This is a genomic window from Paenarthrobacter sp., assembly GCF_031180005.1.
Lineage (GTDB): Bacteria > Actinomycetota > Actinomycetes > Actinomycetales > Micrococcaceae > Arthrobacter.
Map to the genome: position 1 here is coordinate 87,819 of NZ_JAPSHI010000003.1, position 14,311 is coordinate 102,129.

Here is a 14,311-nt window from a genome sequence, read left to right on the forward strand (position 1 = left end):
CAATCACTCGAACTTCCCTGGGGAACAAATGAATAAGAATGCGTTGCGCGGTTTTGCCGTGTCTGGACTGTTGGTTGTGGGCCTCACGGCGTGCGGCGGTGCCGGAACCTCCACGGAGGCTGCGTCCGCTCCGGCCAGCGAAGTGACCACGCCCACTCCCACGCCGGTAAAGCAGTACACCTTGGATGAATTGACAGCCATCGTTGGGCAGATCAAGGACAAGCAGGGCGCCAAGCTGAGCGTCATGACAACTGCCGATATGTCCGGCACCATGGAACAGACGAAAGCGCTCATGGCGCAGACCGAGGTGCAGCCTGCCGCCTGCAAAGACATGGCCACGGGATCGCTGGCCCAACCGACAGATGGCCTAAAGGCTGCTGTCGGAGTCAGCCAGGATGCCACCACAGGCAGCATCAGCACAATTTCATTGGGAACGGGGCTGGGAGAAGGAGCGTTGAAGAAGGCGCAGGAGAACCTGGGCCAGATTTCCGCTTGCAGCACTATGACTTTGACTGGACCCACGGGCGCGAGCACTGTCACCCTGACGGATTTGGCTGGCAAGAAACCCACAAATGCCCTGCTGGCCTACCGCGTGAATACAGAGTTGTCTACAGGAGAAAAAGGTTCGGTCCTCATGGCACAGGCCGTAGAGCAGGAAGTCCTGGTCTCGGTGATCGCAGTAGGCGGCGCTTCCGAAGACGTCGCCCTTGCCAACCTGACCAACCTCCTCGATCAGTCAGTTGAGCTCATCAAATAGCCCACTTGCTGGCAGTTGTGGCTGCTCAGGCCCAAGTAGGGCCACAACTGCCAGCTAACCGGACGAGTTCAAGTCCCCCGTGAGGTAGCGCTGGATGTTTGGTGCAACGAAGCGCACCACGTCTTCCTGATCGGCTGAGGCCAGGGGCTCGAGCCGGATCACGTAGCGGACCAACATCAGCCCTACCACTTGGGTGGCCACAAGATTTCCGCGCACGCGTACTTCTTCGGGCGTCCCGGGCAACCCCGCCATGATCCTGGACAGGATGGTGCGGTTGACCATTTCGCGCATGAGCGCCGTTTTGGCCCTGGAACCGATGGTTCCCCGGACAAAGGCCACCAAGCCATGCTGAGCAGGGCTTTCCCATAGTCGCAGTACGGCCCGGACAATCGCTTCCGCCCTTATGGCCGGGTCCAGGGTTTCGACGCCGGCAAGTACCTCGGCCGGGTCAGCGGGCAACTCCACGCTGGCGGCAAAAAGCTCGTCCTTTCCGCCGAAAAAGTGGTGCACCATGGCCGGGTCCACCGATGATTCGCGGGCTACTTGGCGCAGGCTCGTTCCCTCGAATCCCTGTTCAGCGAACAGTTTCCGTGCAGCTGCGAGGATGGCTTCCCGAGAATGATCTCCTGAATTTCGGCGGCCTCGGCGCGCCTGTGGGAGGCTCATCGGGTTTGGCGCCTTAGGGTCAGTGATGCCAGGACCAGAACTCCTACAACAATCCCGCCCATGATCAGGGCGTCTTGCCACATTGCGGACGTGGCGTCGACATTTCCAGCAATCTCCTTCAGTGCCTCCACGGAGAACGTGAGCGGCAAAACACCGGAGATTGCTTCCAAGACCTCGTTCATATCGTCCCGGGCCACGAACAGGCCGCACAACAGGATCTGGGGCACCACCACCACGGGCATGAACTGCACTGCTTGGAACTCGGTGCGGGCGAACGCTGAACAGAACAGCCCCAACGCGACGCCCAAGACGGCGTTGATGACGGCGATCATCACCACGAAGCCGGGACTTCCTTTGATGTCGAGGTCGAAAATCCAGTAGGCCACCGCTGTTGCCACCAAGGACTGCAGGGCGGCCATGATGGAGAAGGCCAGGGCATAGCCGAACAGCAGGTCTGCCTTGTGGATCGGAGTGGTCAGGAGGCGTTCGAGGGTCCCGGAGGTGCGTTCCCGAAGCATGGTAATGGACGTGACCAGGAACATCACCACGAAGGGGAAGATGGCCAACATCATCAAGCCCACGCGGTCAAAGGTGCGTGGGAATCCTGGCGGTGAGGTTTCGTTCTCGTAAAGGAAATAGACCGCGGTCAGGAGCAGTGCAGGGACCACGAGGATCAGTGCGACGCTTCGATGGTCGTGCCTCAGTTGTCCCAGGACCCGGGCGGTGGTGGCAATTGTCATGCGGAGATTCAGGGCGTCACCTGGCTTTCTTCCTGGCCCCGAGTGCTCTTGATGACCTGCTCAGCGGCTTTGATGATGGTCAGGAACGCCCTCTCCAGATCGTCGCTCCCGCCGCGTTCGGCCAGCTCTGCAGGAGTCAGTTGAGCCAGCAGCAGGCCATCGCGAAGCAGCAGGAGTGAGGAACAGTGGGATGCTTCCTCCATGACATGGCTGGACACCAGCAGGGTTGTTCCGCCGGCTGCCATGGCGGCAAAACGCTCCCACAACTCGGCACGGAGTACGGGATCCAGCCCCACAGTGGGCTCGTCCAGGATGAGGAGCTGTGGATGGGCCACCAGTGCACAGGCAAGGGACACACGGCTGAATTGTCCGCCGGACAGGTCCGCGGCCTTTTGCCGTGCGAACTTCTCAAGCCCGACGGCGGAAATTGCTTCCGCGGCGTCGGCCGCCGTTGCGCCGTGCATGGCTCCGAAGTAGCGGACGTTCGCTTCGACGCTTAGGTCCGCATAAACGCTTGCACCTTGGGTGACGTACCCGACGTCGTGCCTGAGCGGTGCGCTGCCTGCCGGACGGCCGAGGACGGTAACGGTTCCCCGCGTGATTCGCTGGACGCCGACGATTGCCCTCATGAGTGTCGTTTTGCCGCTGCCGGAAGGGCCCAGAAGCCCGGTGATGCGACCGGCGTCAACCGTGAAGTCCAGGCCTCGCAGGATCTTGGTGCGTGAGCGGGAGACATGAAGTCGCGTCGCCTCGATGGCCGATGGTGTGGGTGTCATTCGGGCCTCCGCTGACTCCATTAATTCACCAACTGATGAATTAAAGCTAGATCCAGCGAACATGCAGGTCAAGGGGTCCACCATCGAAGGCAGTCCTTGAAAATGTGTCTGCTATCACATAGGTTCTTCCCAAGCCGTGTCGTTGGGGTGCGGGTGGTACAGGGGGAATCATGACCAAGACCTTGAAGGGCGCCATCGGCGGCCGTGCCATCCGTGTTTTCGGCAGTGACCAATGCCTCCCAGCCGCAGGCGATCCCGTTCCGCTGGAGGGAACGGCGATCTAGTCCCAGGACAGAGTCTGCGGCCGGCCGGCCGCTGAGCCACGCCATTGCAGGATGACCAGCCGGTTGCGGCCAGGGGCTTCCAAACGCGACGGCGTGGCTCTTCTGTTTTCAAGCTGTCCGGACGCAATCCGGGCCCGTTCAAGCGGCCCAGCCTTCAGCCGGTAGATTAGTAGGCAGTTGTTTTTGCCACATCTGCCATAGAAACGGATACGTACCCGTGGTCCTTCGCCTTTCCCAGCTGTTCCTGCGCACCCTGCGTGAAGATCCCGTCGACGCCGAGGTCGCAAGCCACAAGCTCCTGGTCCGCGCCGGCTACATCCGCCGCGCCGCGCCCGGCATCTACACGTGGCTGCCGCTGGGCCTGAGCGTTCTGCGGAAGGTGGAAGACATCATCCGCCAGGAAATGTCCGCCATCGGAGCCCAGGAAGTTCATTTCCCGGCGCTGCTTCCCCGCGAGCCGTATGAGGCCACCAACCGCTGGACCGAATACGGTGAAGGCCTGTTCCGCCTCCAGGACCGCAAGGGTGCGGACTATCTCCTTGCCCCCACGCATGAGGAAATGTTCACGCTCCTGGTCAAGGACCTGTATTCCTCGTACAAGGACCTGCCGCTGAGCCTGTACCAGATCCAAAACAAGTACCGCGACGAAGCCCGTCCGCGGGCAGGACTCCTCCGTGGCCGCGAGTTCATCATGAAGGATTCCTACTCCTTCGACATCGACGACGCCGGCTTGGACGCAAGCTACATGGCCCACCGTGGTGCTTACCTGAAGATCTTTGCGCGCCTGGGCCTGGAAGTCATTCCTGTTGCCGCCACCGCTGGTGCCATGGGTGGCTCCAAGAGCGAGGAATTCCTGTTTCCCACCGAGATCGGCGAGGACACGTTCGTACGCTCTGCCGGCGGCTACTACGCCAACGTTGAAGCCGTGACCACCGTGGTTCCGGACGATATCGACTTCACAAACGCTCCGGCCGCTGAGGTCCTGGACACCCCGGACACCCCCACGATCGATACTCTGGTGGACGCCGCCAACCAACTCGCTCCCCGCAGCGAGGCCGACGGCGGCGCCTGGACGGCCGCTGACACCCTCAAGAATGTTGTCCTCGCCGTCACGCTGCCCACGGGTGAGCGCCAAATCGTGGTTATCGGCGTTCCGGGTGACCGCGGCGTAGACCTCAAGCGCGTGGAAGCGAACATCGGCTCCCACCTGCCCATCGCCGGTGAAATCGGCCTCGAGGCTGCCAACGAAGAGGACCTCAAAAAGCTGCCGTGGCTGGTCAAGGGCTACATCGGTCCGGGCCTGTCCCTCAACGAGCCCGTCCTTGGCCTTGAAGGGTCCTCCAAGGTGCTCTTCCTTGTGGATCCCCGCGTTGTGTCCGGCACCAGCTGGGTGACCGGGGCCAACGCTGAAGGCAAGCACGTCTTCGGATTGGTCGCCGGCCGTGACTTCACCTGGGACGGCGTCATTGAGAGCACTGACGTGCGCGCCGGCGACCCCGCCCCGGACGGCTCCGGACCGCTGGAAACCGCACGCGGCATCGAAATGGGCCACATCTTCCAGCTCGGACGCAAGTACGCTGAGGCACTGGACCTGAAGGTCCTGGATCAGAACGGCAAGCAGCAGGTAGTCACCATGGGCTCTTATGGCGTTGGCGTGACGCGTGCTGTCGCAGCCCTGGCGGAAGCAAACCATGACGACCGCGGCCTCGTGTGGCCGCGCTCCGTGGCCCCGGCAGATGTCCATGTCGTGGCAGTCGGCCGTGGCGATGAGATCTTTGAAGCTGCTGAAAGGCTCTCGGCCGAGCTTGAAGCTGCAGGCTTGGACGTCATTTTCGATGACCGCCCGAAGGTATCTCCCGGCGTAAAGTTCGGCGACGCCGAACTCGTGGGTGTGCCCACCATCCTGGCCGTTGGCCGCGGGCTGGTAGACGGTGTAGTTGAAATCAAGGACCGCCGCAGCGGCGAAGCCGAGAACATTTCGGTGGACAAAGCCGTGGACTACGTGGTCAACGCTGTACGAACCCGGTGATTTCCGGCTTCGAATCGATCCAGTTCACCACACTCATCCTGATTGTGGTGGCCGGATTCGCAGCAGGCTGGGTTGATGCCGTAGTTGGGGGCGGGGGACTGATTCAGCTCCCCGCCCTGCTGCTGGTCCCGGGCATCACGCCGGTCCAGGCCTTGGCCACGAACAAGATGGGCTCCATTTTCGGGACCACCACAAGCGCGGTCACCTACTATCGCCGTGTCGGCCCGGATCTCAAGACCGCGATTCCCATGGCGGTCATCGCCCTTGCCGGCAGCTTCGGTGGTGCCATTCTTGCCGCGTCCCTTCCGGCCAACGTCTTCAAGCCGATCATTGTGGTGGCGCTGATCGCCGTCGCTGTTTTCACCGCCTTGCGTCCCGGCGCCGGTGAACTGACAGCGCTCCGCCACGATGGCCATAAGCATTACGTGGTGGCCTGCCTTATCGGCGGCGTCATCGGCTTTTATGACGGTCTGATCGGACCCGGTACTGGCTCGTTCTTAGTGATTGCCCTCGTTTCGGCGATGGGCTATGCCTTCCTCGAAGCCAGCGCCAAAGCGAAAATCGTCAACATGGCCACCAACGCCGGTGCCTTGATCTTCTTCCTTCCGCACGGCTCACTGCTCTGGGGCGTGGGACTGCTCCTGGGCCTGGCCAACATGGCGGGCGGCTACCTCGGGGCCAGAACCGCCGTGGCGAGGGGAAGTAAGTTTGTGCGCCTCGTTTTCCTGGTGGTGGTGGCGGGGCTGATCATCAAACTTGGCATGGACGTCTGGAATGAGAATTTCGCAGCATAGGACCGATGCCGGCGGCAAGACCTCGGTGTCAGGCCGCTTCACCGGGATCGGGGAGATCATGCGCAGGCGGCAGGCCGGCCAGTGTGCTGCCGGCCAGGGTGCTGGCGACCCATAGGGAGCGGGCAAGGTCACCGCCGTGTCCAGGTTTGGCGGCATACCACAAAGCATTCTGAACTTCGCGGGCGATGCTCCACTGCCGGGCAACCTCAGGGTCCAATCCAGCGGCGTGGCTGAAGTCCTGGCATCGCTCCAGCAACCCGGCCTCCGGACCGGTCCGCGGAAGGTCGTGGATGCGGTTCCACAGGATGGGGGCGACGGCGAACTCTGCCTCGCCGATTTGTGGTTGAGGATCTATGGCCAGATAGTCTCTGCGGAGGGATTGTCTTTCGGCAGTTGTGGTGGCAAGGATATTCATGAAGTGAAGGTCAGTATGCACCAGGACATCCGTGCCGGAGCGGCGTCCCACGGCCCCGCGCGTCTGGCATACCTCCAGTGCCGCTTCAAGGAGCCACCTCGGGAAGGGGCGGTCAAGGCGCTCCCATTCGGCAGGGAGCTCATCGCTCCATCGCTCGGCGGTTGCGGCAACATGGTCGAAAGCCCGCCACTCGAGTCGGTCATCGGGCGGGATCGAGAGCTCGCGCATGATGCTTCCCCACACGTCCCTGGCTTCGTCCAAGGGAACGTCCTGGAGCCAGCATGATGCGTCCAGCCGTTCGAGCAACATGGAGCAACTTCCGTCGTCGGACGCGAGGAGGCGAACCGCACCGCGGCCATTCCAAAGTGCCAGCGCGTGGCGCTCCACCAGAGCTTCTTCATGGGGGAAAGCGACCTTCAGTGCTGCGGGTGCGCCGCTCCGAAGGACGGGCACCACCAAGGCACCGTGACCGTTCCAAGGCTCAGCGCCCGGCGCCAGGTCCACCGATAGCTGCCATCGGTCCAATGCGGCCGAGATAAGCCCCGGGAGGCTGGCCAGCCAATCCCTGCCCACGGAGTCGCGGTTGTACCGGGCGTGGAGGTCGCCCGGAATAGGTATCATCGCGTGAAGGGTCACGCCAACAGCCTAACTCCGAGTCAACGCGAGCCTCCTAGAAAACGCCGCTCGCTCCCAACAGGGTTCCGATCGAGAATGTAGCCGCCAGCGCCAAAGCCCCTCCGAGGACCACCCGGGCTGCCGCGCGGAAGCGGGCAGCGCCGCCGATCCATGCGCCCACCGCGCCGGTGATTGCCAAGGCCAACAGGACTGCAATAAACGTCAGGGGCACCCGCAACTCCGGAGGAGGCAACAGAATGGCAAGCATCGGAAGTGCCGCTCCGAGCGTAAATGCCACGGCGGAAGCCAAGGCTGCATTCCACGGGCTGACGATGTCGTCTTCATGGATATTCAGCTCGGCAGAGAGGTGGGCGGCCAAGGCGTCGTGTTCCGTCAGCTCCTGCGCGACGGTTCGGGCTGTCTTGGCGCTGAGCCCTTTCGATTCGTAGATCGCGGCCAGCTCGTCGAGTTCATCTTCCGGTTGATCCGCCAATTCACGTTTTTCTTTTTCGATCAACGCTTTTTGAGTGTCGCTTTGGCTGCTGACGGATACGTATTCGCCCAAAGCCATGGAGATGGCGCCACCCACCAGGCCAGCGGTGCCTGCAGCGAGGATGCTGCCGGTGCTGGTGGTGGCTCCTGCCACACCCACCACAATCGCTGCGACCGACACGATGCCGTCATTGGCCCCCAGGACTCCTGCCCGCAGCCAGTTCAGCCGGTGGGCCAGATCGTCCCGGTGGGGTTCGTTTTCATGAGTGGTGGCAGTTTCTGCGGAGGCCATGCATCAAGCCAATCACTGGCAGACGGCCCTGACCAGCATGGCTAGGCTCGCCTATCCACCGTTGGAAGTGGGCGTAGCCGTGGGCGTCGGCAGCGACGGTAGGTCGCCGACGTCGAGCATGAGGCCCGGCAAAGCAGGCAGGGCCGCACCCCAGGCCGTGCTCCTGCGGGCCGCGGCCAGAAGCCCGTCAATAGCCCACGTCCGGGTCTCATCAGTGGACAAGGCAACAAGATCACCGAATCGGGGCAGAGAGGAAAGTTCTACGGAACCCAGGAACGCGGCAGGGTCCTGGGTGAATTGTTCCGGCAGCCGGTAGCCTGCCTCGCCGGGAGGCGCGTCGGCGCAGTTGGCGCTGGTGAGCGATTCTGCCTGCTGGAGCAGTACCTCGTGCGTTTGCAAGTACTTGCCGGCAGCCGCCGAGTTCGAAGTGTCCAGCCGTTTCAGTGTCACCTGATAAACGTAGATCGCTTCCTGCTGCGAGCGAACCACCGAAGCCAGGGCGGTGTCAGTAGTGGCGGATGTCGGCTCCGGGGCGGGGCTGGCCGACGGACAGGAGGCCGCCAAAGGTGTTGCCGTAGGTGCTTTGGTGTCCGCCGCTGTTGGCTGCTGTTGTAACGGCAGCTGCCACTCCGCGGCCAGCCTTTCCGCCTGAAGCAGCTGAGCGGTTCCGACGGCGGCAAGCAGGCGGGCGATCCCGCCGTCGGCCTCGCGGGCATCGTCCAGTCGCTTCTGACCGCTGCCGGCCAAGGCGGTCAGAAAAGAGGCGCGGCGGCTGGTTGGTGCGGCTGCACGTTCTTGATCAGCAGTGGCCGGACCGACGGATGACGGGGCGCGGGACGCTACGCTGTTAGGGCTCTGCAGAGCCTGCGCGTGGGTTGTCAGCAAAGTCACAGCGTTGCCGAGCGTCGGCATTCCCGCATCGGAAGCCGCCGCCTCCACCATCAAGGCGGCTGATTCCCGCAACCGCTGTGTGTCCTCCAACGCCACCACGCGGGCGGTTTCGGAGAAGGGAACCGCCGTGGGAGTGCCGGAATCACGCGGAATAAGCACCATTCCGGTGCCTGCAACAAGCAAAGCCACCACGGTAGCCAGCAAGACCCGGCCCCAGGGTGGTGTTTGTCGTTTTTCGCTTGTCTGCCCGTTCACAACAGACCATGGTGTCACGTGGGCGGGGAAGTCCGTGCACCATGTTCCCGGGAAAATCGTTAGGCTAGTAGTCACAACAACATCTATCGGGAGGCGGCGGGCAACGTGAGTGACTCGGAAGCCACGACTTCAACAGACCGTTCTGAATCGAACTCAGCGGCCACCATCCACAACCCGGAAGAGAGCGGGCTTAAGGCGCTGCTTGAACCGACTGTCCTTGCCAGCAGGCTCTACCTCGAGGATGTTTCCATCCACGTTGCCGGTTCACACCGCACGGTCCACGTCGTCGTGGACCTTCCGCAGGAAGAGACCGGGGGCGTCAGCCTTGACGCCATCGCAGAGGTCTCCCGCGGCCTGTCCGATATTCTGGACAACGATCCCCATGACGACGGCCGTCCGTACGACCTTGAGGTTTCTTCCCCGGGAGTAGGCCGTCCCCTCACCGAACCGCGTCACTGGCACCGCGCCCGCGGCCGCATGGTCAGGGTCAACGTCATTCAGGGGGATAATCTCCTGGGCCGTATCGCCTCGGTTGGGGATGACGCCGTGACGCTCATTCCCGAGCACGAGGTCAAGAAGGGCATGAAGCCCAAACAGGGCGAACCCATCACTATTCCTTTCGACAGGATCCGCCAAGGAAAAGTCGAGATTGAATTCAGCCACCTCCACGAGGCTGCGCTGGAAGACGAGCACAACGGACCTTCCGAGGAGGCCTAATGGATATTGACATGAGCGCACTGAGACTCCTGGAGCGTGAGCGTGAAATCCCGCTGGATCTCCTGATTCCCACCATCGAGCAGGCGCTGCTGGTGGCGTACCACAAGACGCCCGGTGCCTTCGAAAAGGCCCGCGCTGAACTGGACCGCAAGAGCGGTCACGTGACCATTTGGGCCACGGAAATCGATGACGACGGCGAGCCCATTGGCGAGTTCGAGGACACCCCTGCCGGTTTCGGCCGCATCGCGGCAAGCACCGCCCGCCAGATCATCCTGCAGCGCCTTCGCGACGTGGAAGACGACAACGTGCTGGGCGAGTTCAAGGGACGTGAAGGCGAGCTTGTGGCCGGCATGATCCAGCAGGGCAACAACCCGCATATGATTCAGGTCAACCTTGGAGCTGTGGAAGCGTTGCTGCCGCCGCCCGAGCAGGTTCCGGGTGAGAAGTACCTCCACGGAAGCCGCTTGCGCGCCTTCGTGGTGGACGTACACCGCGGTACCAAAGGCCCATCAATCACGTTGTCCCGCTCGCACCCCGGCCTGGTCCGGAAGCTGTTCGAAATGGAAGTTCCGGAGATTGCGGACCACTCCGTGGAGATCGTGGCCCTGGCCCGCGAAGCCGGTCACCGGACCAAGATTGCCGTTAAGGCGAACACTCCCGGCGTCAATGCCAAGGGTGCCTGCATCGGTGAAATGGGTTCCCGCGTCCGTGCAGTCATGACCGAACTTAACGACGAGAAGATCGATATCGTCGACTTCAGCGATGATCCGGCGACCTTCATCGCCAACTCGTTGTCGCCGTCGCGAGTGAATTCCGTCACTATCACGGACGAAGCCACCCGCTCCGCCCGCGTGGTAGTGCCTGATTACCAGCTTTCACTGGCGATCGGAAAAGAAGGTCAGAACGCCCGACTCGCAGCAAAGCTGACGGGCTGGCGCATCGATATCGTCTCGGACGCGGCTCCGGCCAAGACGGACTAACGGTTCAACCGGCGGCCACGCCGCCGGTTCCGCGCCGCGCTGGCGGCGAACTTGGTTTCGGGAGTCCGGGGCCGGGGGGCTAGACTAGATGGAACCGGGCTTACGTCCGGTATCCGCGCGCTTTGGCGTGCCTCAGCTGCATCCGCAGGACCGGGGCCCGTCGGGTGCCAGTAGCGTAAGGCAGGTTGGACACGTCGTGGCTGAACTGCTTGAACATGGCCACCTGCCTGTTCGCACGTGCATCGGATGCCGGAAGCAAGGCTCCCGGTCAGAGCTTGTCCGGCTGGTCGCCCAAGGCGGCGGTTCGTCCGCTGTCCTGGTGGATGAACGACGCCGGATGGCCGGCAGGGGTGCGTGGCTGCACCCCAGCGAAAAGTGCTTGGCATTGGCGATCAAGCGGCGAGCTTTTGGAAGGGCCCTCGCGGGTGCTTCCGATACAGGCGCCGTGGAACGATACCTGATACCCGGTACGCCACTTGTGGAGGCCCAGGCCGCCGCAGGAAAACCGTCCAAACCTGAAAGCGGGTCAGAAAACTGATGGAAACCCGATGAGTTCCCAGCGATGAGTGCGTAACGATGACAACTTTGTTGCGCTCTGCAATGGGCCTTTCAATCGCGCAAGCGGCGAAGGCCCGCAGTAAGAAGTAGACGGTTCGTGCCTGGCTCGGTGCGGACCGAGACAGGAGAAATGTGGCCAAGGTCCGCGTACATGAGCTCGCCAAAGAGCTCGGTATTACTTCCAAAGATGCAGTAACCAAACTGCAGGAATTGGGCGAATTCGTTCGCTCCGCCTCTTCAACCATTGAGGCCCCCGTCGTGAAGAAGCTTCGCGACGCCTACCCGGGTGCCGGCGCTGCCAAAGCCGCCGCACCCGCTGCAGCCCCCAAAGCTCCCGCAGCATCCCGTCCGGCAGCTCCGGCACCGGGTCCTGCAGCGCCGAAGGCTCCGGCCCCGGCACCTGCAGCCCCTGCTCCGGCAGCTCCGGCCACCACTACACCGGCTCCGGCTGCCACTTCACCGGCAGCACCCGCGCCGGCAGCCCCTGCGGCTCCTGCCGCATCCAGCTCGGTTTCGGCCAAGCCCGGCGCCCGTCCTGCTCCCAAGGCAGAGACTCCGGCTCCGGCACGTCAAGGTGGCCAGGCTCCGCGTCCCGGCGGTCCTCGTCCGGGCAACAACCCGTTTGCTACGTCCCAGGGCATGCCCAGGGGCCGTGGTGGCGACGGAGACCGTCCGCCGCGTCCGGGCAACAACCCGTTTGCACCGTCCCAGGGCATGCCCCGAGGCGAACGCCGCAACGACGGCGAACGCCCCGGTGGACCGCGTCCAGCGGCCGGCGCAGGCGGACCCCGTCCCGCAGCAGGTACCGGTGGGCCCCGTCCCGGCGCTCCGCGTCCCGGTGCACCCCGTCCGGGCGCACCGCGTCCCGCCGGCGGTCCGGGTGCCGGAAACCGTCCTACTCCGGGCATGATGCCCAACCGCACTGAGCGTCCGGCTCCCGGTGGCGCAGGCCGTCCGGGTGGCGCAGGCCGTCCCGGTGGCGGACCTGGTCGTCCCGGTGGCGCACCTGGTGCAGGTACCGGTGGCGGGGCTCCCGCCGGCGGTGGCTTCGGTAAGGGTGGCCGCGGTCGCGGTGGCACCCAGGGTGCCTTCGGTAAGGGCGGCGCCGGTCGTGGCAAGCAGCGCAAGTCGAAGCGTGCCAAGCGCCAGGAACTGGAGCAGATGAGTGCTCCGTCGCTGGGCGGCGTATCAGTACCCCGCGGTGACGGCGAGACCATCATCCGCCTGCGTCGTGGCTCGTCCATCACGGACTTTGCCGAGAAGATCGATGCGAACCCCGCATCGCTCGTAACCGTACTGTTCCACCTCGGTGAGATGGCAACGGCTACGCAGTCCCTGGACGAAGACACCTTTGGCCTGCTTGGCGCCGAACTCGGCTACAAGCTCCAGGTTGTTTCCCCGGAGGATGAAGAGCGCGAGCTGCTGGACCAGTTCGACATCAACATCCAGGACGAACTCGACGCCGAAGGCGACGACGTCCTCGAAGCCCGTGCACCGGTTGTCACCGTCATGGGTCACGTTGACCACGGTAAGACCCGCCTGTTGGACGCCATCCGCAACTCGAACGTTGTGGCCGGCGAGCACGGTGGCATCACCCAGCACATCGGTGCCTACCAGATCAGCCACGTCCACGAGGGCACGGCCCGCGATATCACCTTCATTGACACCCCCGGTCACGAGGCCTTCACGGCCATGCGTGCACGTGGTGCCAAGGTCACTGACATCGCGATCCTGGTTGTCGCAGCCGACGACGGCGTTATGCCGCAGACGGTGGAAGCACTCAACCACGCCCAGGCAGCAAACGTGCCGATCGTCGTCGCCGTGAACAAGATCGACAAGGAAGGCGCCAACCCTGACAAGGTCAAGGGCCAGCTGACCGAGTACGGCCTGGTTCCCGAAGAATACGGTGGCGACACCATGTTCGTAGAGGTCTCTGCCCGCCAGAACCTCAACATCGACGAACTGATCGACGCCGTGCTGCTGACCGCCGATGCCGCACTGGATCTGCGCGCCAACCCGGACAAGGACGCTCGAGGCATTGCCATCGAAGCGAACCTCGACAAGGGCCGCGGTGCCGTTGCTACTGTCCTGGTGCAGTCCGGAACCTTGGCAGTGGGCGACACGATCGTGGCCGGTACGGCTCACGGCCGCGTCCGCGCCATGTTCGACGAGAACGGCGAGGCACTCGATGTCGCACTGCCGTCCCGCCCGGTCCAGGTCCTCGGCCTGTCCAACGTGCCGCGTGCAGGTGACACCTTCCTGGTGACCCCTGACGAGCGTACGGCCCGCCAGATCGCTGAGAAGCGCGAAGCTGCCGACCGCAACGCTGCACTGGCCAAGCGTCGCAAGCGCATCAGCCTGGAAGACTTCGACCAGGCCGTTGCCGAAGGCAAGATCGACACCCTCAACCTCATCCTCAAGGGTGACGTATCCGGTGCCGTGGAAGCCCTCGAAGACGCCTTGCTCAAGATCGACGTCGGAGACGACGACGTTCAGCTTCGTGTCATCCACCGCGGTGTGGGTGCCATCACGCAGAACGACGTCAACCTCGCCACGGTGGACAACGCCATCATCATCGGCTTCAACGTCAAGCCGGCCGAGCGTGTTGCTGAACTGGCCGACCGTGAAGGCGTGGATATGCGCTTCTACTCGGTCATCTACGCAGCAATCGATGACATCGAGATGGCCCTCAAGGGCATGCTCAAGCCGGAATACGAAGAAGTTCAGCTCGGTACTGCCGAGGTTCGCGAAGTCTTCCGTTCTTCCAAGTTCGGAAACATCGCCGGCTCGATCGTCCGCACGGGCATCATCCGCCGTAACAGCAAGGCACGTGTCAGCCGCGACGGCAAGGTCATCGGTGACAACCTCACCGTTGAGACGCTCAAGCGCTTCAAGGATGACGCCACCGAAGTCCGCACCGACTTCGAGTGTGGTATCGGTCTTGGCTCCTTCAATGACATCAATGAAGGCGACATCATCGAGACCTTCGAAATGCGCGAAAAGCCGCGTAGCTAGGTTCCGTTTGGAACGGGTCCGTCGGGTAGCCCCGG

At 63.2% G+C, this 14,311-nt stretch carries 13 protein-coding genes; 7 read left to right on the forward strand and 6 right to left on the reverse strand.

Annotation, left to right across the window (positions count from 1 at the left end; translation table 11 throughout):
- Positions 1-28: 28 nt before the first annotated feature.
- On the forward strand, positions 29-757 hold the full coding sequence (locus tag RIF72_RS03970; protein WP_309073558.1) for a hypothetical protein: 729 nt from the start codon (positions 29-31) through the stop codon (positions 755-757).
- 54 nt (positions 758-811) lie between these two features.
- Here the strand turns inward: RIF72_RS03970 and RIF72_RS03975 are convergent, their stop codons facing one another.
- Genes RIF72_RS03975 through RIF72_RS03985 form a run of 3 tightly spaced genes read right to left on the reverse strand, consistent with a single transcriptional unit; the run spans position 812 to position 2,939 of the window.
- The gene (locus RIF72_RS03975) at positions 812-1,423 is read right to left on the reverse strand and encodes a TetR family transcriptional regulator (protein WP_309073559.1); all 612 of its coding nucleotides are present in this window, start codon (positions 1,421-1,423) and stop codon (positions 812-814) included.
- The gene (locus RIF72_RS03980; protein WP_309073560.1) at positions 1,420-2,163 is read right to left on the reverse strand and encodes an ABC transporter permease; all 744 of its coding nucleotides are present in this window, start codon (positions 2,161-2,163) and stop codon (positions 1,420-1,422) included. The genes RIF72_RS03975 and RIF72_RS03980 overlap by 4 nt, the downstream gene beginning before the upstream one ends.
- A gap of 8 nt (positions 2,164-2,171) precedes the next feature.
- On the reverse strand, positions 2,172-2,939 hold the full coding sequence (locus tag RIF72_RS03985; RefSeq protein WP_309073561.1) for an ABC transporter ATP-binding protein: 768 nt from the start codon (positions 2,937-2,939) through the stop codon (positions 2,172-2,174).
- A gap of 501 nt (positions 2,940-3,440) precedes the next feature.
- Here RIF72_RS03985 and RIF72_RS03990 point away from each other — a divergent pair.
- Positions 3,441-5,252 carry a proline--tRNA ligase gene (locus RIF72_RS03990; protein ID WP_309073562.1) on the forward strand — a complete coding sequence of 604 codons (1,812 nt, stop codon included), beginning with the start codon at positions 3,441-3,443 and terminating at the stop codon, positions 5,250-5,252.
- Positions 5,249-6,046, forward strand: coding sequence for a TSUP family transporter (locus RIF72_RS03995; RefSeq protein ID WP_309073563.1), 798 nt, complete (start codon positions 5,249-5,251; stop codon positions 6,044-6,046). Before RIF72_RS03990 ends, RIF72_RS03995 begins: the two co-directional genes overlap by 4 nt.
- 28 nt (positions 6,047-6,074) lie before the next feature.
- On the opposite strand, the gene RIF72_RS04000 is transcribed toward RIF72_RS03995, so the two are convergent.
- Genes RIF72_RS04000 through RIF72_RS04010 form a run of 3 tightly spaced genes read right to left on the reverse strand, consistent with a single transcriptional unit; the run spans position 6,075 to position 9,081 of the window.
- Positions 6,075-7,082 carry an aminoglycoside phosphotransferase family protein gene (locus tag RIF72_RS04000; protein WP_375164195.1) on the reverse strand — a complete coding sequence of 336 codons (1,008 nt, stop codon included), beginning with the start codon at positions 7,080-7,082 and terminating at the stop codon, positions 6,075-6,077.
- 49 nt (positions 7,083-7,131) lie between these two features.
- Positions 7,132-7,860 carry a VIT family protein gene (locus tag RIF72_RS04005; protein ID WP_309073565.1) on the reverse strand — a complete coding sequence of 243 codons (729 nt, stop codon included), beginning with the start codon at positions 7,858-7,860 and terminating at the stop codon, positions 7,132-7,134.
- 51 nt (positions 7,861-7,911) lie between these two features.
- Positions 7,912-9,081 (reverse strand): DUF4439 domain-containing protein, encoded by a 1,170-nt coding sequence (locus RIF72_RS04010; RefSeq protein ID WP_309073566.1) that lies wholly within the window; start codon positions 9,079-9,081, stop codon positions 7,912-7,914.
- A gap of 30 nt (positions 9,082-9,111) precedes the next feature.
- Between RIF72_RS04010 and rimP the strand changes: the two genes are divergently transcribed.
- The 4 genes from rimP to infB all read left to right on the forward strand — a co-directional run bounded on the left by rimP (position 9,112) and on the right by infB (position 14,276).
- Entirely contained in the window at positions 9,112-9,723 is a 612-nt protein-coding gene (gene rimP / locus RIF72_RS04015; RefSeq protein ID WP_309073567.1) for a ribosome maturation factor RimP, read from the forward strand.
- On the forward strand, positions 9,723-10,703 hold the full coding sequence (gene nusA, locus RIF72_RS04020; protein WP_309073568.1) for a transcription termination factor NusA: 981 nt from the start codon (positions 9,723-9,725) through the stop codon (positions 10,701-10,703). Before rimP ends, nusA begins: the two co-directional genes overlap by 1 nt.
- Positions 10,704-10,899: 196 nt before the next feature.
- Positions 10,900-11,241, forward strand: a complete 342-nt coding sequence (locus tag RIF72_RS04025) for a YlxR family protein (protein WP_309073569.1) — start codon at positions 10,900-10,902, stop codon at positions 11,239-11,241.
- A 152-nt stretch (positions 11,242-11,393) separates the two neighbouring features.
- Positions 11,394-14,276 (forward strand): translation initiation factor IF-2, encoded by a 2,883-nt coding sequence (gene infB / locus RIF72_RS04030; protein WP_309073570.1) that lies wholly within the window; start codon positions 11,394-11,396, stop codon positions 14,274-14,276.
- Positions 14,277-14,311: the final 35 nt, after the last annotated feature.